Annotated in this window: 19 protein-coding genes and 1 pseudogene; 7 read left to right on the top strand and 13 right to left on the bottom strand. The window is 49.9% G+C overall.

Translation table 11 applies throughout. From position 1 onward, the window contains the following. The first annotated feature begins 36 nt into the window (after nucleotides 1-36). From rsmG to ACES2G_RS07105, 4 genes are read left to right on the top strand one after another with little or no spacing between them, the layout of a single operon-like run. Entirely contained in the window at nucleotides 37-912 is an 876-nt protein-coding gene (gene rsmG / locus ACES2G_RS07120; RefSeq protein ID WP_347359477.1) for a 16S rRNA (guanine(527)-N(7))-methyltransferase RsmG, read from the top strand. Further along, nucleotides 912-2039, top strand: coding sequence for a helix-turn-helix domain-containing protein (locus ACES2G_RS07115; protein WP_374001669.1), 1128 nt, complete (start codon nucleotides 912-914; stop codon nucleotides 2037-2039). The genes rsmG and ACES2G_RS07115 overlap by 1 nt, the downstream gene beginning before the upstream one ends. Beyond that, the gene (locus tag ACES2G_RS07110) at nucleotides 2036-2443 is read left to right on the top strand and encodes a hypothetical protein (protein ID WP_347359475.1); all 408 of its coding nucleotides are present in this window, start codon (nucleotides 2036-2038) and stop codon (nucleotides 2441-2443) included. The genes ACES2G_RS07115 and ACES2G_RS07110 overlap by 4 nt, the downstream gene beginning before the upstream one ends. A gap of 11 nt (nucleotides 2444-2454) precedes the next feature. Next, on the top strand, nucleotides 2455-3213 hold the full coding sequence (locus ACES2G_RS07105) for an RNA methyltransferase (RefSeq protein WP_347359474.1): 759 nt from the start codon (nucleotides 2455-2457) through the stop codon (nucleotides 3211-3213). Nucleotides 3214-3270: 57 nt separating this feature from the next. Here the strand turns inward: ACES2G_RS07105 and ACES2G_RS07100 are convergent, their stop codons facing one another. From ACES2G_RS07100 to rpmI, 8 genes are all read right to left on the bottom strand, one after another. Then, the gene (locus ACES2G_RS07100; protein ID WP_374001668.1) at nucleotides 3271-3996 is read right to left on the bottom strand and encodes a DNA alkylation repair protein; all 726 of its coding nucleotides are present in this window, start codon (nucleotides 3994-3996) and stop codon (nucleotides 3271-3273) included. A gap of 79 nt (nucleotides 3997-4075) precedes the next feature. Further along, nucleotides 4076-4957 carry a mevalonate kinase gene (locus ACES2G_RS07095; protein ID WP_374001667.1) on the bottom strand — a complete coding sequence of 294 codons (882 nt, stop codon included), beginning with the start codon at nucleotides 4955-4957 and terminating at the stop codon, nucleotides 4076-4078. Next, nucleotides 4947-5927 (bottom strand): diphosphomevalonate decarboxylase, encoded by a 981-nt coding sequence (mvaD, locus tag ACES2G_RS07090; protein WP_374001666.1) that lies wholly within the window; start codon nucleotides 5925-5927, stop codon nucleotides 4947-4949. The genes ACES2G_RS07095 and mvaD overlap by 11 nt, the downstream gene beginning before the upstream one ends. Beyond that, nucleotides 5924-6823 (bottom strand): hypothetical protein, encoded by a 900-nt coding sequence (locus ACES2G_RS07085; RefSeq protein WP_374001665.1) that lies wholly within the window; start codon nucleotides 6821-6823, stop codon nucleotides 5924-5926. The genes mvaD and ACES2G_RS07085 overlap by 4 nt, the downstream gene beginning before the upstream one ends. 9 nt (nucleotides 6824-6832) lie before the next feature. Then, entirely contained in the window at nucleotides 6833-8149 is a 1317-nt protein-coding gene (locus ACES2G_RS07080; RefSeq protein ID WP_374001664.1) for a hydroxymethylglutaryl-CoA reductase, degradative, read from the bottom strand. Continuing rightward, complete coding sequence (fni, locus tag ACES2G_RS07075) at nucleotides 8146-9189, bottom strand: type 2 isopentenyl-diphosphate Delta-isomerase (protein ID WP_374001663.1); 1044 nt, start codon at nucleotides 9187-9189, stop codon at nucleotides 8146-8148. Before fni ends, ACES2G_RS07080 begins: the two co-directional genes overlap by 4 nt. A gap of 56 nt (nucleotides 9190-9245) precedes the next feature. Then, the gene (rplT, locus tag ACES2G_RS07070) at nucleotides 9246-9593 is read right to left on the bottom strand and encodes a 50S ribosomal protein L20 (protein ID WP_374001662.1); all 348 of its coding nucleotides are present in this window, start codon (nucleotides 9591-9593) and stop codon (nucleotides 9246-9248) included. A gap of 62 nt (nucleotides 9594-9655) precedes the next feature. Beyond that, complete coding sequence (gene rpmI, locus ACES2G_RS07065; protein ID WP_374001661.1) at nucleotides 9656-9847, bottom strand: 50S ribosomal protein L35; 192 nt, start codon at nucleotides 9845-9847, stop codon at nucleotides 9656-9658. Between the two features lie 327 nt (nucleotides 9848-10174). Between rpmI and ACES2G_RS07060 the strand changes: the two genes are divergently transcribed. Together ACES2G_RS07060 and ACES2G_RS07055 are read left to right on the top strand one after the other, a co-directional pair. Then, nucleotides 10175-18670, top strand: a complete 8496-nt coding sequence (locus ACES2G_RS07060) for a CUB domain-containing protein (protein ID WP_374001660.1) — start codon at nucleotides 10175-10177, stop codon at nucleotides 18668-18670. Between the two features lie 31 nt (nucleotides 18671-18701). Then, a complete protein-coding gene (locus ACES2G_RS07055; protein ID WP_374001659.1) occupies nucleotides 18702-19727 on the top strand; it encodes an alpha/beta hydrolase-fold protein in 1026 nt (341 codons plus the stop codon). Nucleotides 19728-19733: 6 nt separating this feature from the next. Here ACES2G_RS07055 and dtd read toward each other — a convergent pair whose 3' ends face one another. From dtd to ACES2G_RS07035, 4 genes and pseudogenes are all read right to left on the bottom strand, one after another. After that, nucleotides 19734-20171, bottom strand: a complete 438-nt coding sequence (gene dtd / locus ACES2G_RS07050; RefSeq protein ID WP_374001658.1) for a D-aminoacyl-tRNA deacylase — start codon at nucleotides 20169-20171, stop codon at nucleotides 19734-19736. Between the two features lie 127 nt (nucleotides 20172-20298). Continuing rightward, nucleotides 20299-20895 carry a translation initiation factor IF-3 gene (gene infC / locus ACES2G_RS07045; protein ID WP_374001657.1) on the bottom strand — a complete coding sequence of 199 codons (597 nt, stop codon included), beginning with the start codon at nucleotides 20893-20895 and terminating at the stop codon, nucleotides 20299-20301. A 122-nt stretch (nucleotides 20896-21017) separates the two neighbouring features. Beyond that, a pseudogene (gene thrS, locus ACES2G_RS07040) lies at nucleotides 21018-22981 on the bottom strand (threonine--tRNA ligase). Nucleotides 22982-23137: 156 nt separating this feature from the next. Beyond that, nucleotides 23138-23815, bottom strand: a complete 678-nt coding sequence (locus tag ACES2G_RS07035) for a PilZ domain-containing protein (protein WP_347358542.1) — start codon at nucleotides 23813-23815, stop codon at nucleotides 23138-23140. Nucleotides 23816-24007: 192 nt separating this feature from the next. On the opposite strand from ACES2G_RS07035, the gene ACES2G_RS07030 reads away from it, so the two are divergent. Further along, nucleotides 24008-24340, top strand: coding sequence for a hypothetical protein (locus ACES2G_RS07030; protein WP_347358541.1), 333 nt, complete (start codon nucleotides 24008-24010; stop codon nucleotides 24338-24340). Nucleotides 24341-24381: 41 nt separating this feature from the next. On the opposite strand, the gene ACES2G_RS07025 is transcribed toward ACES2G_RS07030, so the two are convergent. Further along, a complete protein-coding gene (locus tag ACES2G_RS07025) occupies nucleotides 24382-24945 on the bottom strand; it encodes a hypothetical protein (RefSeq protein ID WP_347358540.1) in 564 nt (187 codons plus the stop codon). Nucleotides 24946-25107 lie beyond the last annotated feature (162 nt).

Below are 25107 nucleotides of genomic sequence, written 5' to 3'. Positions count from 1 at the left end.
GTTTAAGGCCTTTAGACCTATCTTCCCCCTCCTACTATGGCCCATAAGAACAAGACCAACTACAGCCCCTACAAAGCCCGCCAAGAAGCCCGTAAACAGGCCGTTGGAGGCGCCACTCCTGCCACTTCCGCAGGCACTAACAACATGGGCCGCCACAAAAAGCCGGAAACCATCTATGACATTCATGAGGCGAACGACCGCCTTGCTGATGTTTTCCGCAATCACGGCTTCGACCTGGTCAGCCACGCGCAAAGACAACAACTGGCGCACTTCTATCGTCTTTTGATGCTGAATCAGGAAAAAGAAAACTTCACTCGGCTGCTAAAGTTGCGTGATATTGCCATTAAGCACTTTATCGACAGCATCATCATCACCAAATACACAGACTTGCAGTTCCCGCTTCTCGACGTGGGCACGGGGCCGGGTTTTCCGGGCATTCCTTTGAAAATCATGTACCCGGATCAACAAGTCCTGCTGGGCGAAGGCGTTCAGCGCCGTGTGGAGTTCCTCAAACACGTTCGCAGCGAAATGAATCTGCAAAATTTGGACATTTTAGGCCGCAATATCAACCGTCACTGTGTGTACCCTGTTCGCGGCGCGATCACTCGCGCTGTTGAGGACATTGGCAACACCCTGGGTAACGTCATAAGCTGTCTGCAAGTCGGTGGAAGAGTTTATTTCATGAAAGGTCCTGGAGTTGATCCCGAGATCAAGGCCGCAAAAGACCAGTGGTCTCAGTACTACAAACTGGTTCAAGATGTCGCTTACACTCTGCCGAATACTCCGCACGAACGCCGCTTGGTGGTTTATGAGAAAATCAAAGACATGCCTTTGCCGGAAGAAGATGAAGGCGAAGAGCTTCTGATGGACGAATTGTCCGGTGATGAAAAAAGACGGTGGGCTAAATACTGATGACTCATGCCACACTCAACTCTTCTTTGCTGATTGCGCGCCTGCAGCACCGTCAAGGTGACCTGCACGAGGCCCGTCTTTCTTGTCAAGAAGCGATGGTTGTGGCAAAAAATCAGAAAAACAATTCAGACTGGATCGAGGCTGCCCGCCTGTTCTTCCAGTGCTGCCATGAGCTTGAGACTTTGGATGAAGTAAAGAGCCTTATGGATCAAGTGCTGCTGTTCCATCGCAACACCCAGAATCTCAATGAACAAGGCTTGGCAGAAAACCTGATCGGCGCCTGGCTTCTGGCCAGCAACAAGGTTCAGGAGTCCGAGATGTACATCAACTCGGCCATTTCCAAAGCTTCACAGACGCATGATTTAGATACTTTGGCCCGTGCCCTGTTCACATTGGCACTGGCCAAAGCCTTCAATCCAGAAACTTATGGCCAATGCCTGCAACAACTGGAAAAGCTCGATATCATTCTGACCGAACTGGACAGTGCTGAAATCAAGCTGAGCACGGCACAACTGCGCGGCTTCATCTATACCCAGACTAAGAACTTCGACCGTGCCTTGGAACTTTTATGGGATAGCTACGAAAAAGCCAAAACTCACGGATTCATTCTGCTGATCTCCAGCATTTTGGCGCAAATGGCGCGTATTCATCGCGACCAGGGGCACACTGAACAGCACCGCATCTATGCCGAGCTGGCTTTGCGCGGAATCAGTCAGGAACGAGCGCCAAGAATTTATCGCCTGCTTTCAAGTCTGTGCCCAGAAGGATTTGAAAAATCAGGGCCTCAATATGACTTCCTGATTGATGAAGCTTCCCGCATTGTGCGCGAAAAACAAAAGGGTGCGATTGATTTCAAAAATCAGCACATTCTTTATGACCTCGCAATTTTGTTTATCAAAAAGGCTGGCCAACGATATTCCAAAGAAGACCTGGTCGAGATGATCTGGCATCAGTCCTATGATCCGGAACTGCACGACAATCTGATCTACGTTTCGATCAAACGTCTGCGCACTTTACTGGAGCCTGACTTGGAAAGCCCACGCTATATCCTGCGTGACCGCAAAGGTTATTACTTTAATCCCCAATCGCATGTTCAGTTTAAAAATGCGGAGGAAATGACTACATGAAACACCTCATTCTCTTACTCCTGACAGTTTTCAGTCTTTCTGCGAAGGCCGGTCCTGGCGATGGTCCGATCGTTCCATGGCCAACCAGTGTCTCTCTGCAAAATATCACCTGCGAAGATCTGCAAGGCGAATGGGTGGCTTACAGCCACAACACGATCTGGTTCGTGAATCTGGAAATGCGCCCGGACGCGATTTCAACTGTCCGCATAACATCCAATGCCCTGTTCACACATAAGGCCACCGGCTGGTTGGAAGAGGGAGATCGCCTGTTCTATGGCAAACTCGCCATGGATCACAAACACATCTACAATGTGATTGTCTTCCGCGACCGCGAGGGCACGAAGGTGCGTGTCATTCAGGGACCGCAAAAGTACTTTGATCTTAAACTTTACAACCGCAAATAGGATCGACGGCCATGATCGAAATCAGCTCTAAAACCAACGATCATTTCCGCCGCTGGGCCGATTTGGCTTCTGCTCGCGGAATCAAGAAACATCAGGAATTTATTCTGATGGGCGAAAAGCTTATTCATGAGTTTTTGGAAAATCCCTCTTTCCGTGTGAAAGGCGAAATCGTTCATGAAGATTTGAAATCTGTGACGATGACGGCCCCTTCCCTGAAAGGTCAGCGCATTCCGGTCTTCAAACTTCCCAAGGCCTTATTTAATGAGGTCGACGTTGTAGGAACGCACTTCAACCTGCTGGTTTTGGAGCCTAAAGAAATCACTCCGCTGAAAGAAGGTGGGAAGCCCGAAGGCCTGGAAGTGATCTCTCCACTGGGAGATCCATCAAATCTGGGAGCACTAGCGCGTTCCGCTCTGGCATTCGGGGCCAGCAAAATGATTCTGACTGAAGAATCCTGCAGCCCTTACCACCCAAAAGCGATCAAAGCGTCCGCCGGGGCTTTGTTAAAGCTTCCTCTTTATAAGATTGGCAAGTTCACTGACTTTGTCGCTGCCAACGAGCAAATTTATGTTTTGGATATGAAGGGTGAAAATGTGGCTGGATTTAAGTGGCCGAAAAATCTTCGCCTGGCCATTGGCGAAGAAGGTCCGGGCTTTAGTGGCCTGAAAGGACTGCAAAGGATTTCCGTGACCACACAAAGCGTGGAGTCACTGAATGCAACTGTTGCAGCGAGTATCGCTCTTTACAGCTACTCCTGCTCACAGCATTAAAAGAAGTTGTCGCTATAGTGTTGTTTTGAAAACGCCGAGCAAATTGTCCGGCGTTTTTTATTTCTGCTTCAGATATTTCTGTCTTTGTTGAGGCTTCAAATGTTCCAGCGAATAGCGAAGCATCGTGCGTGGCATTTCATGCGCGTGCTTATCTAAAAACATCGTCAGGTCCTTTTCACTGACCCGCTTCCCAACCTCACGAAGCATCCACCCCACGGCCTTGTGGATCAGATCTTCGGAGTCATGCAAAAGAATCTCGGCCAACTGCAAAGTATCCTGACTTTCTTTCTGATAGATAAAGTAGAACGTACTTAGAATAGCAATTCGTCGTTCCCAGATGTTCTTGGACCTGGCCAGTTTATACAAAACCTTGCGGGGGCGATCTTGCAGGTAAGCACCAACAATGCCCGGAGCCGAGGTATCCACCAAGTCCCAGTTATTCACCCGCTTTGCATTCTTCACATAGAATCTATAGAGACGTCCTTGCAGGGCTGCATCCGCTTTTTGAAACTGTGCCAGAAGTAGCAACAATGAAATCAAACGCTCTTCGTGGATTTTCGATTTCAGCAAGGTCTCGATATCTTGCAGACTCAGTGACGATGCATACTTCTTCGCCAGCATGCGGGACTGAGGCACCGTCAAGCCGACGAAGACATCCCCTTCTCCGTATTCCCCTTTACCCGTTTTGAAAAACCTTTGCAAAATCGCGACGCGGTCTTTATCTGCGGTGCTTCGGATATCTTGTCGTAACTGGGAAAGAGAAAGTTCTGACTCTTTTTTCATACTCACCGCCATAGAAAGAAAGACTATCGCCTTCCCCTATGTTAACGCCATGTAGCCAGAAAAAACAACCAGGCACCTTTTAGCAGGGGATGAGGTTGAGGTTTTCGGGGGCTGGGTTGGTCCAAAGTGACAGCACGTAACCGCCGCCGCCGGAGCCTGTGGGTTTGACGGCCAATGCGCCTTGGTCTTTCAACCATTGGATGTGCTTGGCGGGCTCGCCCTCGTTCAGGTTCCATTTTTCGAAACAACCTGCTGCCAGATCAATGGCTTTTGCCAACGCTGGCAAGCCCTGATCGGCATCCATTTTTAAGGCCACTTCGGCCATTGCGACGGCTTCGCGCATTTGTGCATCGATAGATTCGCCATAAGCCGGATCTTTCAACAACAGATCTTTCACTTTGTTCACGGCGTCCACGGTCACACCGCGCTTACCGGAATAGGAGATGTACCAGTGCGGGCGCCATGCCATCACCAGTGGTTTCTTTTCTCCGTCACGGATAAAGCGCAAGCCTTCTCCGGATAAAGCCACCGCGATATCAACACCGCTGGATTCACCATGGAACAGGTTTTCCAAGGTGCGCGCAAATTCATAATAGTCAGCTTCTTCCACATAGCCGAGATAACCCAGCCACCGAGTCAGCGCCACACAAAGGGCCGCCGAAGCACCCATCCCCGCCCCGACGGGGATCGAGGATTCCAGAAGCAAAGTTCCCTTTAAATCAGCACGCGAGATCTTTTTTAGCTCGCACGCTTTTTCCAGGACTCCCCAAATAAGAAGCTGCAATTCTTTACCATGATCACCGATCAGGCGAAGCTCCAATGGATTTTCACCTTTGGAATAACTCAGATCCAGATTGCGGGATTGAATAGGAACAACCAATGCGGGTGATCCACGCAAAACGGAATGTTCGCCCAGCAGGATGCACTTACCAAAGGCTTTACAGGTGAAATCAATGGACATTGTCTTTCACACCTTCAAAAGCCAATACTTTGAAGTCCTTCTTGAAATGTTCACGGTACTGTTCGAACTGTTTCTTTTGATCGTTGCGGAAAAGCAGATGCACGTTCGCCCCGGCATCCATCGTCACCAGCGGACCATCTTGCCACTTGTTCCAGAAAGCCTCGCAGTCTTCCAGAACTTTCTTGGATCCGTCTGTCATATATGTGAACGACGGTGTGCTGGTTTCAAACAGACGATGCATGTCGATGAACTCGTCCCAAACAATCTGGCGTGCGATATGCCAGTCATTGAATCTTAATGCCATACTTAGGTCTTTAAGACGCATTTCCGCGCGTTCAGGACGACCTTCAAATCGAGGACTGGTCGTCACAAGCTTGTGCGCTTCAGAGCTGGAAACTTCTTTTTTAGAGTCTTCCACGATCACCACCATGTGATGCAGATCCTTGAATTCCAGCCCCATGGGTTCGGCATATTCCTGCTGCCACAAAGCCCAAGGCGTGAACAAAGAACGGCACGAAGAACCCGAACCCTGTCTGGACAATTCAGAAAGATATTTTTTATCACCGCCCCAAGCCTGCGGATTGATCTGCTGAAACATTTCTGCTGCCGCCAGAGTCAAAGCTGCAAAGCTGGAAGCCGAGCTGGCAAGACCGCAATCAGAAGGGAAATTATTGGCGGACTCAATCAGGAAATTCTGTTTGATGCCCCATTTGTCTTTCAGGTTTTGCAAGTGCTTGATAAAGCGCTGCTGCCCTTTTTCGGAAAGCTCAATTTTTTGCAAATCTTCACGGACCAATGGTTTCCACTGATCTGCTGCTGCGTCGCTTTCAGTTAAGCGTACAAATGTGCGAAGATTTTCCAAAGTATAGGATAAAGATCCGTTTGTCGGTTTGTTGCCGGAACCTTCGATCTTTCCCATATACTTGATCAAAGCAATATTGGATGGAGCAGAGACGGTCACTTGTTTCATAGGCTTCCTCGGACTTGAAGTCCTTGAGAGATTTTATCAGAGGAAGAAAGCAGGGAAAACCCCTTGCCTTCACAGTATTTTTCAAATTCTTGAGCTTCACCTTGAGCAGTCACAACCAGCACGACATCGACACCCAAAGCACCACAGCCTTTGGCCGCTTGAACACCTGGAATCTGGCGAATTTCAGAGAGCAATTTCAGTGTTGGTTCGCAAGTGAAGTTGAGCTTCTGCAGTTCCTGCGCGTATAATTTGATACCTTCGACAAAGAGCTCACTTTGCTGTTTGTCGAAAGATTCGCGAATAAGTGCAAATGCCGACTCCAGCCCTTGAGTCGGAAACACAGGAAGTGTGCGCAGATGTTCATGAGTGGCCAGTTTGTTCCCGGTATGAAGCAGATGGAACTCGAGATCCGCAAAAGGCCAGCTCGTGACCGAGATCAAACCCTGACGTTTTTCAAAAAACGTCAAAGACCCTTTCAATTGTCCCACTAAATCAGCTCCGCTGGGACGCTGACCCTGCCCGTTCCAGGCGACGTCGTAATAAGCTTCCAGAAGATGCTTAAAGTCCAGATACTTTTCCATATCCTGCTGATGAGCTTCTTTATGAAGCCACATTGCATAGACGGAAAGAAATTGAGCTGTGGAAGCTCCAAACCCACCTTTGCCCGCATAAGCATCGCGGAATTGAATGTCGAAATTTTTAAAATAATCACGGTGCTTCGAGATAAAAATCCCCGCCGGTGATTCCGGATGAAGACCCACCACATTTCCTACACCTTTTGAAACTTCCGTTTCAAAACATGGCTGAGACAAAAACACCAAGGTTGGCCCCCCTGCGAGGGCCAGATATTCACCAGCTAGAAAAGTTTTTCCGGGAACCGAGAAGACCAGAGACAAGGCCTTCTCCTAGGAATGATGCTGAGTCGTCGTAGCCTGCGCCTTTTGAGCCGCACGAAGTTCTTTTAAAACGTCGATGGCATTGCTCAGGGAAATACGCTTGCGGATCGCCAGGATTTCTTCCAACTTCTTTTGCACCATCGGAATTTCTTTTTCTTCCGCACCGGCACCCAGTGCCAGATTTTTGGTGTGAAGCTTCATGTGACCTTCGATGATTCCCACCGTCGTCAATGCTTTCAGCGCACCTAAATTCTGCACCAAACCCACCGCCGCAACAATGCGAGACAGTTCGTTGGCAGATTTTGTATCCAGCATTTTCATGGAAAGCATGGCTGTAGGATGCAACGTGGTCACACCACCGACAGTTCCCACGACCAGCGGCGCTTCAAACACACCCACCAGGCTTTTGCCTTCACGGTACCAGCGAGTGATGGAACGATACTGCCCATCACGGCAGGCATAGGCATGAATCCCCGCTTCAACAGCACGCCAGTCATTGCCAGTCGCAATCAGGATCGGATCAATTCCGTTCAGCACGCCTTTATTGTTGGTCGCTGCACGATACGGATCTTGCTGGGCAAACAAAGAGGCTTCTTCAATTTTTTCAGCCAATTCCGGCTCGATATCATCAATGCGAACCATGGCACGAGTGACTTTAGAGTCCACCAGATTGGAAAGGATGCACATCGTGACCTTTTCCCCTGAGAACTGTTCAATGGGTTCTTTCAAGTATTCACACACCTGATTGATGATATTAGCCCCCATGGCGTCACATGGATCCATCAGAATATGAATCACGGCCATGTCCGTACCGTCACCGCGAGGCACACGGCGGACTTGCAAGTCACGCACACCACCACCACGACGAACCAAACCAAACGCCACTTCGCGGTTGGCAGCTTCAATCAGATAGTTCTTTTGAGAGAGAATTTGTTTTTCAAAATCGACAAAGCTGCGGATTTTCGCCAACTGAATCTGACCGATAATTTCGTTCCCCACAACTTCCGTTGTGATGGAGCCAGATTCACGAATCCATTTAGCTGTTTTAGAGCACGCCGCCACGATGGATGTTTCTTCCACTGCCATCGGCACGACGAAGTCTTTGCCGTCCACGCGCATATTGGTCACAACGCCCAAGGGAAGCTGGAAATAGCCGATCACATTTTCGATAAATTTTTCGCCCAAAGAAGTGTCTTTAAGACCACCCTTGGCAAGATATTCGGCCTCTACTTCGTTCAATGCACCGACTTCTTTAAGTGCTTTCAGACGCTCTTCACGCGAAAGTTTTGAAAAGCCTTTAAAGATATCCTGAAGTTGTTTTGTCATTGAATCACCTTCTTGCTTTGGAGGTCCTTCAGATTACGACAGCCCGTGCAGAACATCGTTACCTTCAACTCTGTTTCCAAACGGGTCAGTAGTTTTTCAAGAGCCTCATCGCCTTGAAGGGCCGCTTCCAGGAAAGGTTTTGCAACCCCGACTTTAGAAGCACCCAACGCCATTAATTTACCAATTTCCAAACCATTTCTCACGCCGCCCGATGCCCAGAGCTGATACTCTACCCGGGCTTCCTTGGCGTTAAGCAGACTTTCGGTCGTGCTGATGCCCCAGTCGGCAAAAGTCTGAGCCACCTGGTAAAGCATCTCGGATTCTTCAGAGCGGTATCCTTCGACCCGCCCCCAATGAGTTCCACCCTTACCACTGACATCCACAGCAAAAATGCCGGTATTTTCCAGTCGCTTCAAGGTCGCAACCGAGAAGCCACAGCCGGTTTCTTTTACGATGACCGGAATTCCCGCCAATTTTACCAGATTTTCAATGGCCTGCAGACCCGCACGGAACTCAGTGGTTCCTTCCGGCTGCAAAGCTTCCTGGAGCGGATTCAGATGAACAAACAGTGCCACCGCCTCAGTGGAATCAATCAGGCGGCGGATTTTATCAATCGGAGATTTTATCAGTTGAGCGATTCCAATATTTCCCAAGAGACGGGCCTTTGGCGCTTGCTTGCGCACCTTGGCCCACTCTTCGGCAGCATTGGAATCTTCCAACTCGCGACGTTGCGATCCTACACCCATCAAAATCTGACGACGGTCACTTAGACGCGCCAAAGCCTCGTTGATCTCACGGCCCTTTTCATGGCCGGCTGTCATGGAAGAAATAAAAATCGGTGAAGAAAGCGGGATGGCATCCCCAGAAAAAACAAAAGAGGCCGAAATATCGACCTCTTTATAATTCAGATCAGGCAGAGCTTCGTGAATTAAAGTGATCGAGTCCAATCCATTTTGTCCCGCGGCCTGAGACCTTGGATCCAGCGCGATTCTTATGTGATCGCGCTTTCTTTGTTCAAATTGGTTTTTGGACTCGTCCATTCAGCGGCTCCCTGATCTAGCGTAAGCCTACTTCGGAAAACCGAAGTGAAAGCCAACTACGCCAAAGCGTGTTTGCAAAGCGCAGTGAATGCTGCTGCGTCGTTGATTGCAAGGTCAGCCATGATTTTACGGTCAACTTGGATGCCAGCTTTAATCAAACCACCGATCAAACGAGAGTATGTAGTCCCGTTCAAGCGAGCTGCTGCATTGATACGTTGATTCCACAAAGTGCGGAAGTTACGTTTGTTAACTTTACGGTCGCGGTAAGCGAACGCCATACCACGGTCATTTTTCTCTACCGCGTGGATGTAAGAGCGGGAACCAGCAGCGTAGTAACCTTTTGCTCTTTTAAGAACTTTTTTGTGACGAGCACGATTTGTTTTACCAGATTTTACACGAGCCATTTTAAACCTCATTACGCCGCGGACTTAGCCGGGCACAGAAAAGACAATTTTTAAAAATTAGATTAGAATACCAAGCAACGACGAGCTTGTAGCAAGTTCGCGTCTTCAACGTATGATGTTTTACCTAGTTGTCTTTTCGTCTTAGAGCTCATGTGAGAGTTCAAGTGACGCATGCGAGTGCTTTTTTTCTTAACTTTGCCGCTTGAAAGAACTTTCAAACGTTTTTTAGCGCCAGAATGTGTGCGCATTTTCATAGTGCATACCTTCCACCGATAAGGCGTTCTTCCCGGTCGGGACGACTCTTAACCATTGCCTTAGCCAGTCATAATTACGGACTCACCGTTTTAGGTCGAAAGATAAAGGAAATCAAGCTTTTTAAGGACTTAGCGGGCCTTCTTTTAAATGCGAGAATTGATCTTATTTACCCTTAGCTCGTGGACATTACTGTGAGTTAATACTGCCCCTAAGTGCGCTATTTCTATGACTAACCCGGAGAAAAGGCCAGTGTTTCCACGAGTTTCCAGAACATTTACAGCTTTTTGACTATTTAGCCCTGCTCACATAAATCCGAGTAAGAATCTATGAATTGCACGTTCCTTAATACCGCCAATCTGTCCAGTTGGGTTCTAAAAACCTTTCTGCTCCTCTCACCCCTGCTTTGGGGCGGGTGCACATTGGAACTGCAGATGGAAGCGGAACACACCACCGCAACAATCTTAAAATGGAGTGGCGACAGCCTGACTCAGCAGGGCCTGCTTAAAGCTGAATGGGTCCGCCCAGCCAAGGCTGATATTAAAGAACAGCAGGTTCTTTATTTCCGTGGTGATTCCTGCGAAACCCCCATCCTTCCCGTAGCCAATGTAGGTCCGGCGGAGTCTTCCCACCTCCCCACATTCACTCCAGAAGATGGCATTGAGTATACGTTCAAAGTTTTCATCCTGCTGGCCGATGGCAGCATGTCTTCATCCTCTTGCTCAAACCCCATCACTTATCTGGGGGCGTTTTCCGTTGAAAGCCTTTCGCAATCATTGATCAACGAAAACAACGTTACAAGCGCTCCCTTCAAAGGAACTTGCCTGCTGGGATCCGTGGTTGAATTTTCGGCAGCCGCCAGCCCAGCGTTGAAAACCTTCACTTGCAGCGACCGCCAATGGTCCGAGAATCTGGATTTGAGTTCATTGCCTACGTTGTTCACCGGTGATCTGATTGCCCGCGTGACTCCTCCTGGTGGAAACACCAAAGAGTACCGCTTGGCCATCACCAAAGACGTTGTCCCACCGACAATCACTTTGGACACGCTTGCGACGATCAACTCTTTAAACCAACTTTCCTACATCGTCAGCGGAACTTGTTCTGAGTCTGGTCGCACTGTGAACTTAACGATTGGAACGATACAAGATTCCGCCAACTGCAACAGCGGCACCTTTACCAAAACGCTGGATCTTGCTTCTCTGACTGGAACCTCAGTTTCTGTATCGGCCACTCATGCTGACAGTGCTGGCAACACTCGCACTGCGACGGCCATTGCAAATCGCGATGTCACAGGGCCGGTGGTTTCTTCTTTGGCATTGAACGGCGGAGCCGCCGTTACAAACTCTTTGGCTGCCACTCTGAACAGCTCGGTGACAGATGTGACTGAAATGCTGCTGACTTCCAACGCCACCTGCGGTGGCGGGACTTGGAGTACCTATAACTCGGCAGCCCCGTGGACCTTGACCAATGCCAATGCTACCAACACCGTGTATGTGAAATTCAGAGATGCCAATGGCAATGAAACGACCTGCCTGAATGACGATATCCTGCATGACAGTATTGCTCCTAACCTGGCATTTATTCTGCCCGCAGCTGGAGCCGTGGTTCATTCCGGGAATGTCGCCGCCTTCACAGTGAGCGGCTCTTGCTCTGAAGACAACCGGTCCATTACTTTCTCTGGCCCGGGATCTTTCAGTGGAACAACCATCTGTACTGGAAACAGCTTCTCTGCCATTTTGGATCTGACCTCTATTCCGCAAGGAACCTTCCAACTGCAGGCCTCACTCACCGATACTGCTGGGAACTCTGAGACGGCAACTTCCCCGAACTATTTTAAAGACACGCAAGCACCGACAGGATCTTTAAGCATTAATGCTGATGCTGCCACCACCAATGATCTGGAAGTTTCTTTAGGACTGACAGGCGTGGGTGCAGATGAAATGTATATCACTAACACGGCGGGATGTTCTGCCGGAGGCACTTGGGAGGCCTTTGCCACAAACAAAGCCTGGACGCTGCCCACTGCCGACACCCTGAATACTGTCTATGTGCAGTTCAAAGATACTGCGGGCAACATTTCCAGTTGCTACAGTGATAACATCACTCATATCAGCACTCTTCCAGCGCTTTCATTGGCCTCCCCGGCAGATGGCAGCTATGTGAATCTGGCCAATGTTTCGGCGTTTGTGATTTCCGGCGCGTGCTCTGAAGAAGGTCGCCCCGTTTCCATCGCGGTCACTGGCCAAAGTGCCGCCTCGGCCACTTGTACCAGTGGCGCGTGGAGCAAAACCCTGGATCTAAGCTCTTCCGCCCAAGGCAACCTGACCTTCACCCTGAATCACACGCGCACCAACGGTGCTGCCGCGCCTGAAGTAAACAAGGTCTTTGCCAAAGACACTCTTGTTCCAACCGTGGACAGCTTTGTCATCAACAGCAATGACACTTACACAAACAGCTTGAGCGCCACTTTGGCCAGCACGACGACCGACGGCATCCAGATGTATGCCACAAATGCGGCCCTTTGCTTAAGTGGTGGAACCTGGGAGACCTATAACTCCAGCAAGTCGTGGACTCTGCCGACGGCAAATAATACCAATACGGTCTATTTCAAGGTCCGCGATGTTGCTGGCAACGAATCTGATTGTGCTTTTGATTCGATTATTCACGATGCTATCGTTCCAACGGTATCTTTAGCTTCCCCTGTGGCGGGAACCTTTATCAACTCTCTGAACCAAACAGCCTTCACCTTGTCCGGTGCTTGTTCTGAAAATGGCCAGGCCGTCAACTTGTCAGTGACTGGCTATCCTGGCGTCACGGCTAGCACAACCTGTACGACCAATACCTGGTCCGTCGCCATGGACCTGAGTTCTTTGGCGAACACCTCCGGAACCCCTCACACAATCATCGCCTCACACAGCCGCATTAGTGGCAACAATGTCACGGCAAGCTCAACATATCCCAAGGATTCCGCCGCCCCCGGCGCAGCCACAATCTCTGGAGCACCAACCGGGACGAATGTCGTTAACACCCTAAATGTCACTGTGGGTGGTACCGACATCAGTCACTATCGCTATTTCATCGTGCCTCCAGGGGGCACTGAAATTTGCACCAACAATCTGGCTTATACTGGTGGCGACATCGCTGTCGGAACCAAGATCACAGACACCTTGTCAGCTCAAGGCACCTATAAACTTTGTGTCTTTGGTCGTGATACCGCTGGCAACTGGGCCACCGCCACTTCCGAAGCAACATGGGCACGAGACACACAAGGACCGGTTATTCTTAATGTCGATGCCACCACCGCGAATGGTGTCTATGGCCCAGGCCAGACAATTCAGGTTCGCGTGAACTTTGACGAAAATGTCACCGTCGTCGGCACACCTAAGTTGACACTGGAAACCGGAACAACCGACCGAGATGCTGTCTATACCAGTGGTTCTGGGACCACATCACTTCTGTTTGACTATCAGGTGCAAATCGACGATCAAAATCCGGATTTGGACTACACCAGCACGACAGCTCTGGCTTTGAATGGTGCGACTCTTCGGGATGCACTCAGTAATAATGCCACACTGACCCTGCCAGCGACGGGTTCCGCGAACTCTTTGGCGGGAACCAAAAATATCAATATTGATGCGTACTCAAGTCCTTTGGCAAAAGCTATTCTTAGCAATGTCCCCCTGGGAGCTGATCCTACAGATGTTTTAAATATCACGGTGACGGGTTTGGATGTCGTTGCCTACAAATACAAGCTTGGCTTGTACGCCTCCACCGACTGCTCCAGCAATACTGGTTATTCTTCAGAAATTCCAGCCGCCACTGCGATCACTGACGATATCAGTGCTCAGCCGAAATATTCGATCATGAAAATTTGCGTCTTGGGTAAAGACAGCGCTGGGAACTGGCAAAAGACCTTCGCGGTAACCCAGGCTCAATGGCACTATTCGGAAAATGTCCCCTCGTTCAACCTGTGTGGAACCGTCAAATCATCGACTGCGCCCAAGGGTCGTCTGTTTGACTCGGGCGGACCGGGTGGTGACTATGGAAACAATGAAACCGTGGCCAATTGTTACTTCGCCATCAATACCGGCGCTCCGATTTCCGCCGTGGTTTCTTACGATACCGAACCCAACATATCCTATGACTATCTTAAAATTTTAGAGACCGGCCCCGCAGGAGCTGTTTTGCTTGGCCCTGTTGCCGGCACCGTTTCCAACGTCGCTATAAACTCCACTTCTGGAACACTTTATACAGAATTCAAGTCAGATGGCTCTGTCATCAAATCCGGTATCGTCTTACTGTGGGGAGGCGCACAAAGCTTAGCCCCGTCGATTACTTTGGCAAATGTTACCAACGCCACTGTGAACACGGTCTATTCCCGCACGGCTGTGGCCACAGGTTTTTCAACAACAACGGTGTTCTCGGTGTCCGGATATGATGCAGAGATTCGCAATGTCACTACTTCCTCAGCCTTTGCCTCATCAGTGATTGTGAACCCCGGAAATACCATCGAGGTCCGCATGACCTCTCCCAATGCTACGGACCAGTATCGTTTAGCGCACGTGCGCGCGGGCGAAGTCAGCTATTATTGGATGGTGGCCACCCCATTGCTGCCAACGTCCGTGACCCACGTCACTTCCTCCAATGCGGACGGCACATACAAGCCCGGCGATACCATCGACATTCAAGTTGTCTTTAGCAAACCGGTCACTGTCCAAAACCCCGTGCCTGTGATGACATTGGCGGCGGGAACAGGTGTGACTGCGACCTACCTCAGTGGCAGCGGATCGACCGAACTGACTTTCCGTTACACGGTGGCTTACGAGCAGAACTCGACCGATTTGGACTATTCCTCAACGACCTTGTCCAATGCCACATCCATCAAGGATGCCTTGGGTGCGAATGCCACCGCCACCTTGCCGACAATCGCTTCGGCCAACTCCTTGGCAGGACGCAAAAATCTGGTGATCGAGGGTTATCCCTTCGTCGTTGCAACCGCGAGCAATGTTCCCGCCTCCAACAATAGCACAAACACTTTGGACGCCACTGTCGGCGGCACCAATGTCGTTTCATACAAATACAAACTGGGAACGGCGGCCACAACAAACTGCTCAGTCGCTGCCGGCTATAGTGCGGAAACATCCATTTCAACACACATCACGGCAGACTTGAGTTCCTATGCCGTTGAAAGACTGAAACTTTGCCTCCTTGGTAAACACACCAATGGAACCTGGCAATCCGACTGGCACCCCACAGAGTATCAATGGGACCGCTACAGTACTCTGAACAGTTATTCCATGTGTTCAGGCACTGCCAGCACTGCTGCAACTGGATTTATATATGATTCCGGCGGACCTAGTGGACAATATCAGAATCTTGAAAACTGTCAGTTTGAAATCAACACGGGCGCACCGATAACTCTGACGTTCATGTCCTTCAATACAGAATCAAGCTACGACAAGCTGACTGTCTATGATGGCACAATAGCTGGCACAGTCCTACTGAATCAAGTCAGTGGAACATCGACCCCAGCACCGCAAACAGCCAACTCCGGCAAGATGACTGTCAAGTTTATCAGCGACACCAGCGCCGTCCGTGACGGATGGATGGCCTATTGGGGAACTCCGGGCCCGATCCTGCTAACAGCGCCCACATTCACAAGCATCAACAACGCAACACTCAATACGCGCTACACAAGTTCCAATGCAACGATCGGCACATTGAATCAGCCCGCCATCGCCTCCGTCAGCGGAGCCGACGCTCAAATTCGCAATGTCACAACGGGCAGCTACTGGGGAGCGTCCGTTCCGGTCAACTCAGGGCAAGTCATTCAATTGCGCATGACGTCCCCAAGTGCGAATGCCCAAACAAACACAGCCACCGTCACTATCGGAAATGCCGTCAGCACCTGGGAGATCAACACCCCTTACCCGCCGCCAACTCCGATCCTGGCCGGATATCCTGTTGGCGTTTCCACAGCTTCAGCTCTCAACGTAACGGTTTCCGGGTTCCGCGTGACTCAGTACAAAATAGCTATCATCACTTCCGGAACCTGTGCGGCAGCAAGCTACCCAACAACCTACACAGTATCGACTCCGATCACGAGTAACATTGCGGCTTTACCAAACGGTCCTGTCACCTTGTGTGTTATCGGGGGCGACAGCGTGAACTCATTCCAGACGGCGGCCAATGCCGTATCCGTCTCTTGGACGAAGGACTCCCTTTCCACTATCAACATCACCAGCAAAACAATGAATCGCGTGCAAGAAGGCGTTGGCGGCCAGACAATCAATGTCAGCATGACTCCGGCAAAAAGCTATGACGTAACCGCGTACTATAAAGTCACTGGAGACGCCGTCAATCCGGATCATCATGACCTTACATCGGGCTTTATCACAATCCCCGCCGGCTCAACCACGGCCACAATCAATGTCACCTTCCCGAACAACAACCTTGTTGAAGGTGAAAAACTCATGAATCTGCATTTCACCCATACCGACTCGGCCCTGGTGGCTCTTGGCAACAATTACCAAGCCCAGTACTTTATTGCCGATGACGAAAAGAACCTGAAGGCTTCGCAGATCTCCATCAGTCGCGGTCATCAGTGCGCGATCATGCAAGATGCCTCACTTCGTTGCTGGGGTACAAATTGGGCCCGTCAAATTGATGGCAATGGAATAAATGATTTCAAAGTGACTCCGTTTGTTATCACGATCGCTGGCGTCACAGGCTTCCGCAGTATTTCCGCCGGCGAGGTTCACACTTGTGCAGTCAGTCTGGACAACAGGCTCTTCTGTTGGGGTGACTCGGTGGATGGACAAATCGGTGGTGGCTCCAGCTCAGGATACCAAACAACCCCACTTCATGTCGATGCCGGGACAACGTATCTTTCCGTGACCTCTGGCGACCTCCACTCTTGCGCAATCACCACTGCAAACAAATTAAAATGCTGGGGCCGAAACGACTATGGTCAATTAGGTCTGGGGGACACGAATGAAAGAACTGTTCCCACTGACACCGACAACACGTCTTCCTACAAATTTGTACAAGCCGGATCGCGATCCACCTGCGCCATCCGCACTGACGATAAACTTTTCTGTTGGGGATACAACGGCAACTATCAACTGGGAGATAGTTCTGCCACCTCCAAAAATATCCCAACGGCGGTCGATGCTGCCGAGTCTTACAAAGCTGTTGCCATCGGTTCCAAACATGGATGTGGCATCACACTGACCAACAATCTGAAATGCTGGGGAACCAACAACTATGGTCAGGTCGGAGACAATGGCGTCACCACCCGCCCCACACCAGTACCCGTGAGCGGAGCAGAAACGTATAAATCTGTCACAGTGAACGACGACGGCAACATTGCAACTGCCCGTGGATTCACCTGTGCCATCACCTCCAACGATATTTTGCAGTGCTGGGGCGTAAACTCTTTGCTGCAACTGGGGAATGGCACATCAAACATGCAATATCTGCCAGCCACCTCAGATGCCGGCACGACCTATGCTATGGTTCAAGCTTCGGCGGCTCGTACCTGTGGAATCACCCTTGATGGCGCCCTCAAATGCTGGGGCAATCTTTTGGGCGACAACTCCCCACAAAATGCCTATAGCTATGGTTCCGGAAATGCCCGCCACATGTACTCCAGCACCCTGACCAAAGCTTCCGAGTGGAACTTTGATACCTTGTCACTCTTTGGCAACGATGCCATCGATGATCACTACTCCGGGACATGTGGCCTTTCCTCGAACAAACTCTATTGTTGGGGTTCGATGAAAATGTCCGAAGGACCCTTTGGGGATGGCTCTCAGACCGACGCTCGCCGTCCGGCTCCAGTCATGATCGATCCAAATACGAACTACAGCTATATTCATCCCCATCGTTCTTTGGATGTGTGCGCGGTCTCTAGCGCTGGTCAGCTGAAGTGCTGGGGCACCAATACAAATGGCGAACTGGGTGAAGCTGCCCCCGTTGGACAAACAGTTTATTCTCCGACGGTTGCAGATAGCACTGCGACCTATATAAAAGCCGTTTCCAACAACAATGCGACCTGCGGGATCACCACGACCGGCGCCCTGAAATGCGCCGGAAGCAATGCCTCCGGACGATTGGGTCTTGGTGATACCACAGACAGAACAACATTTACCGTCGTGGATAACGGTGTCAGCTACAGCGATATCGAAATGGGAGCTGCTCATACGTGCGGAATCACGACCACCGGAATCATGAAATGCTGGGGGTCTAATTCCCAAGGGCAGATTGCGAAAGCCAGCGGTACGTCATCGTATTACCTTCCGGATGTTGTGGACTCGGGAGTCCCGTACTCTAAGATCTCTACCGGACCTGCCAACACCTGCGGTATCACATCCACCAACAAACTAAAGTGCTGGGGATCAAACTTCAACGGTCTTCTTGGAGATGGCACAAGCTCAAATCGCTACACACCAACCGCAATCGATGCTGCCGCGGACTACTCGGAAATCTCTATGGGGCCCGACCACAGTTGCGGTATCTCGGCAGGGCAACTCAAATGCTGGGGTGTCGCAACAAGCTCCGGTCTTGCTGTCCCTCACTTTACTGGAAGCCACACCGTCTTCATGAGCCCTATGGTCGTGGATGCGGCAAATACATACACGAAAGTGTGGACCTCCTATTATTCTACCTGTGCACGTTCCACTTCAGGAGAAATGCGCTGTGTGGGGCGCTCTTATGGAAGCAGCTTCGGATATGTTGACGCCGGAATTCTGACGATGATCGGCGGTAGCGTGACCAAGTCAGTTTACCATCCAAGCTACATTCACAAATGGCAAGGTTATTGACCTTGAAGACAAACGTGGCAGAATTTCAGTCATGATTACAACTGAAGTTCTGCCAAATTATCGCGCTTACGAAACGCCCCAATTCAAAATTGAAACACTGCGGATTGAAAGCACGGTGCTTAAAACCAATCCCCTGAAAGATTCCCCTGTACGCTTTAATCCCCTCTTGATTCCCCAAACACCCGGCCCCTGGCCTGTGGTTGTGGTTCTGAGCGGTTTCACAGGAAATGCGCCATTTTCTTTTAATCCCAAATTCAATGAACAAAATCCGGTTCAGGTGATTCTGGAAGCAGCCAGCAAAGGTGAAGCCCCGATGGCGTTGTATGTCTTTGTCGATGCTCTGACAACGTGGGGTGGGTCTCAATTTATCAATTCCGCGGCCACTGGAAACTATGAAGATTACATCATGACAGAGCTGATTCCTGCGGTGAAATCTCTTTACCCAGTTGCCGCCACCAACAAAGAATGGTGTGTGACTGGAGGTTCCAGCGGCGGATACGGCGCACTTCATCTGGGCTCCAAGTATCCTGATGTTTTTGGTTTGATTGCGGCGATCGCTCCGGATTCTTTCTTTGAAGCCAGCCTGCTGGGAGAGTTCTATCAGACTTTGCCATTGTGGGAAAAGTATCAGTCCGGACTGAAGGCCCTGGAGGAATTGCGCAACGGTCGCCTGACGAAGAACCGCAATTGGCATACCTTGCTGAATGCTTTTGGCATGGCTGCTTGTTATGCCGCCAAAGGGGATCATGGGGATTTCCATTTCCCGCTTTTGCGTGATGGCCGTAAAGATGAAAATATTTGGCAGATGTTTCTAAGTAAAGATCCACTGCACTTTTTGCCGGAAAGAATAAGCGCTCTTAAGAAAATCCACGGCATCTATCTGGATGTCGGGACCAAGGACAACTTCCACCTGCAGTATGGCTGCCGACAGATCTCGGGGCTGTTAAAGCAAAATCAGATTGCCCATGACTATATAGAATTTGACGGGAACCACTTTGATATTGGCGAACGTCGCATTGAGGTGTGGCGCTGGCTTTCAACTTTGTGGCGCGGATAAAAGTTCCTAAACTTCCAGAATCAAAGTCACCGGGCCGTCATTCAACAAGCTGACTTTCATATCGGCGCCGAAAACGCCACCTTGAGTGGGAACGCCCTGGGCTTCGCTGAGCTTCAAGGCTTTTTCGTAAAAGTCCTTGGCAATATCCGGAGCCTCGGCATTGATAAAGCTGGGCCGATTGCCTTTGGAGGCATCCCCTAACAATGTAAACTGAGACACAAGCAGATGCTCCCCGCCCACGTCTTTCAGCGACAAATTCATTTTTCCGGATTCATCGGGAAAGATTCTTAGCGCCAGGATCTTCTGTATCAGCTTTTGCAACTGTTCTTCGGTGTCGCCTTTAGCAACCCCCAATAGAGTCAAAAAACCACGCTGGATGCTGGACACTTCTGTTCCATCCACAACAACAGAGGCCTGTTGCACACGCTGAACCACGGCTTTCATAAATCCTCCAAAGAGTCGTTATCCTCATTCAATCCGGCAATAAAAAAAGCCCCCGTTTTCAACGAGGGCTTTTGGAGCTTTAAGGCAAGCTTCGGCAAAACTGCGGAAAGTACCGCAGCAAGCACCTTTACTCTTCGTCGTCTTCTTCGACTTCTTCAAGTTCCGCAAGTTCTTTAGTGTCTTGCTTGGACTTGTTCGGGTGAAGCTTTTGGTATTCTTTGATCTTGAGTGGATCTGGACCCAGCATCAAGAACATGTTCTTACCTTCCATTTTCGGCTGAGCTTCAACCAAAGCCAGATCGTCAACGAAGGCGATACACTTCTTCATGACTTCCATACCCAACTCTTGGTGGGCCATCTCACGACCCATGAAGCGCAAGGAAACCTTCACCTTGTCACCTTCCAACAGGAAGCGACGGGCGTGGTTCATCTTGGTTTCAAAGTCATGCTGATCCGTGCGCGGACGCATCTGGATCTCTTTGATAGTCACAACGGTTTGCTTTTTACGAGCCGCAGTTGCCTGCTTCTTCTTCTCGTACTTCCACTTGCCGTAATCCATGATTTTACAAGTAGGAGGAGTTGCTGTTGGAGCAATCTCAAGAAGATCGAGGCCTCTATCTTCAGCAATACGTAACGCCTCAGGAACAGTCATCACGCCCAGCATGTTACCTTCATCATCGATAACACGGATCTGTTGAGCGCGAATCTCGCGGTTTACTCTCAATGAGTCTTTAGAGTCTTTCTTGTTGCGATCGAAGCGACCGCCACCTCTAAAATTACCTTCAAACTTGCTAATGGTAAACCTCCGGGGTTTAGTTAAATCCTAGCGTCGCGTAAGTGCGCCGTCTAGTTTGTCGTTGCAGACTTCGCAAGAGAGCTCTGCAAACTTCTTGTTTTAATATCTGTCGTAATCAAATTCATCACCTGATCCACAGTCAGACCTTTGTGCTCTGAACCGTCTCTCAAACGCAACGAAACCGTTCTGGATTCAGCCTCTTTATCCCCCACAATAATCATGTAGGGGATTTTTTGCAGCTGAGCCTCACGGATTTTATAATTCAACTTCTCGTTACGGCGGTCAAACTCAACGCGAACGTTGTGTCCTTTCAAAGAATTTTGTAATTCTTCGCAGAACGAGTTCACTCGATCCGTCACGTTCAGAATCGCCACTTGCACTGGCATCATCCACGGTGGCAAATGACCCGCGGTATGCTCCAGGTAAACGCCGATAAAGCGCTCCAAAGAGCCCAGAATCGCACGGTGAAGCATCACTGGACGGTGTTCCTTGTTGTCCTCGCCCGTGTATTTCAAGTCAAAGGCCTGCGGAAGATTTGGATCCACTTGAAGTGTACCCAACTGCCAAGGACGATTCAATGCATCGACGAACATGATATCCAACTTTGGTCCGTAGAAGGCCCCATCGCCTGGATTCAGTTCAAATGGCAAATTCAGGGACTTCAGCGCTTCCGCCAAAGCACCTTCGGCCATATCCCAGTACTCTTCACTGCCCATACGGTTGTCCGGACGAGTGGAAAGGAAGATCTTGTAGTTGCCCATACCCAGCTTGTCGTAAACACGATTCAGCAGGTTCATGAACTTGGCGATTTCCTCCTGCAACTGGTCCATGCGGCAGAAGATGTGCGCGTCGTCCTGACAGAATGTACGAACACGAGTCAAACCGTGCATGGCACCGGATTTTTCATAGCGGTGCAAACGACCAAAGTCCGCCATTTTGATTGGCAGATCACGGTAAGAATACTTATCAGAGTTATAAAGCAAACAGTGAGAAGGACAGTTCATCGGTTTGGAAGCAAAATCACGCTCGTCCACTTTGGTGAAGAACATGTTTTCTTTGTAGTTCTGATAGTGACCGGAAGTATGGAACAGGTTCACGTCGAAAATCTGCGGCGTGATCACTTCCTGATACCCTGTTTCGAAATACAGTTCACGCAGATAAGTCTGCAAAGAATTGTAAACCGTCGCGCCCTTGCCTGTGAAGAACGGAGAACCCGGAGCCAGTTCGTTGAAATAGAACATGCCCAGTTCTTTACCCAGTTTACGGTGATCACGTTTTTTCGCTTCTTCGATATTGTGAAGATATGTTTCCAGATCTTTCTTGTCGTTGAAGGCTGTCGCGTACACGCGCTGAAGCTGGGCGTTTTTCTCGTCGCCTCTCCAGTAAGCCCCCGCCACGCTCAAAAGTTTGAACGCTTTGATCTGGCCCGTGGACTGGATGTGAGGACCGCGGCACAGATCAAACCAGCTGGTGCCGTTGAAGTAGATACCAACAGTGGTCTCGCCTTTTTTAGCCAGATCCTCGATCAGCTCGACCTTGAAGCGTTCGTTCATTCCTTTGAAGGTGTCGATCGCTTTTTGGATCGGCCAGTCCTCGCGGTGAATCGCAAGGTCCTTGGACACGATCTCAGTCATCTTTTTTCGATTTTTTCAAAATGCTCTTCAGTGAAAGCAAACGGAGAATCGAAGTCATAATAGAAGCCATTGTCGATCACCGGACCGATGGTCACTTTCACTTCAGGCCAGATGTCCTGAATCGCCTGAGCCATAATATGCGCGCAGGAATGACGAACAACCTCAACTGATTCAGGAGATTTTGTGGTGACCAGAGCCACCTTCGTTTGATCTTTCAAAACGGTGCGAAGATCAGAAATTTCAGTTGATCCGTTGAGTTTTGCACCCAGGGTTTCTTTGGCCAAGCGAGGGCCAATGGACATCGCCACTTCCAGCGCTGTCGGTTCATGGTCAAAAACCTTCGTAGAGTTATCCGGCAATATAATTGTAATTTGTGACATTAGCTTGTGTGCACTCCGGCTTCACCGGAGTAAGAAAAGGTCGTCGCGAAACGAGCAGTACTAGTTTGAAAATGTGATGAATAATTGCGCATTTGCATCACATTAGTAGTAATCCCACCGACGAGCAGGGTCAACCCAAATCAAAGCTGTCAAAAGCTAGGAAACGGCAAGGAACTGGACCCCAATAACCTGTTTGCCTTCCGGAGATTGCGTCACCCAGCGGACTTGCGATTCCACAGACACCCAGGTCCCATGCTGGTTCTTATACATAAGGCTGATGAAGTCTTTCCGCTGTACGGGTTCCTCGCCCAGAGTGATCTGAGCCCCGCCAGACGAAAAGTCCACCATGACTCCTTCACGCAGGAACTGAACCCAGGCACCCGTCGGTGAGTTTTCAGCCATCACAGATTTCTTCAACATCACTTGAGACAACACCGCCATACGCTCCTGCTTACGGCTGCGCACGCTTTCCCCTTTTAGGCGCTGCGTCACCAACTCTTCAATGCGCTCTCTTTCGGATTCGCGCAAAACCAGGACTTGCGGGTGATTAAGAACCACCTGGTGAACAGAATTTTCAACACTTTGAGCGATAAAGATAAAGGACGCTTTAACTTTGGCGTGCCCCCAACTGAGGAAAGCCTGAACAGCACGAAGACTTAGATAATCAGAGCGGACAATCACGTAGATCTCTCCTTGTTGAGACTTAAGAACTTCCTTTAACTCAGCTGCATTTTGAGAACGATACCAGCGTACGCCTCGCAATTTCTGCAGATACAGCGGCAGAATCTGACTCGAACTGAGATAAATAAGGTCCTTAAGAGGTTCATTTCGCATAAAGGACTTCATTGCAAAACGGAAGCCCACGGATCATCCCCGTCTATATTTGAGAACACCGTAAAGCACATGGACAGGTGCACACAATGCTTTAAACAACATTGTTAAATTACTGATTTACCTCAGTAAAAATACAAACCACTATCTTCAGAGAAAAGTTCACAAGTTATCCCATATAAAGAAGGAGAAAACATGAGATCTATATTTGTAGCTTTGGTCGCTGTCTTTGCCATGACTTCCATGGCCCATGCCGAAGAACCAACCCTATCAGAGAAGGCTTCCGCAGAAATGCACAAAGCCAAAGAGGCAACCAAGGAAGCCGCCGCAGAAGCCAAAGTCGAAGCAAAAAAGGCCGGGCGTAAAGCTAAACGTATGGCTAAGAAAGGCGTTCACCGCGCCGAGGAAGCTGTCTGTATGGAAGGCGACATGAAGTGCGCCGCGAAGAAAGCTGGCAATCGCATTGAGGAAGGCAAAGATGCCACTGTTGACGCCGTCAAAGGCGCCCAGGACGAAATGAACAAGTAAGAATTTTCAGAGCCCAGTTTTCTGGGCTCTTTCTTTATATCCTACCGGCATTGTAAGGCGATCTGACGAAGCTCCGACAACTCATCACAGTCAAAGCGCGACAGGCGCGAACAGACATAGTCGATACAAGCTACATCCACCAGTCCCCGACAGATATTGGCAACCTCAAAAACCTCTAGCTTTTCATCACAGGAAAACCGCGACATACGACTGCAAAGACTGGTCACACAAGGACCACTGACATTGCGACAGGCCCGGGTGACTTCGTACATATCGTCCCTATCATCACAATCAAAGCGACTGAGCTGTTTACAAACCGCCTCCACACAACGCCCAGGAAAACCTCCCCCGCCCCCATTATCTGGCGGACAGTTGGGAGGCCGATTCGGAGGTGGATTACCCGGGTTACCAGGCTGATCCGGCGGATAATCCTCGGGCGGCAAAGGCCGCGGGGGGCTACCCAAAATAGAGGCCCAAAGTTCGGGAACTGCATAGTATTGATCCACAAGTTGTTGGGCTTTACCTGTCTTGGCAGAAGGCGCCGCCAAGGAATCCACAGTCGTCAAGAGCAACAAGATCACAAGTACCGAGAGCAAGTTTCCCATACGTCCTCCATACACCCCAAGGATGTGCCAACAGAGAAGAGAAACAAGCAAAGTCGAAAAACAAGACAAAATACACTCTAAATCAAAGCCACTTAACAAAAGTTTCCAACGACGCGACCAGCGGCGTAGCGCGCTGTAGCCAGAAAAAACAACCAGGCACCT

The sequence above is a fragment of the Bdellovibrio bacteriovorus genome (assembly GCF_041888015.1).
In the GTDB taxonomy this organism is placed as follows: domain Bacteria; phylum Bdellovibrionota; class Bdellovibrionia; order Bdellovibrionales; family Bdellovibrionaceae; genus Bdellovibrio.
The sequence above is the reverse complement of the archived record's forward strand: the minus strand, read 5'-3'. Positions and strand labels throughout refer to the sequence as shown.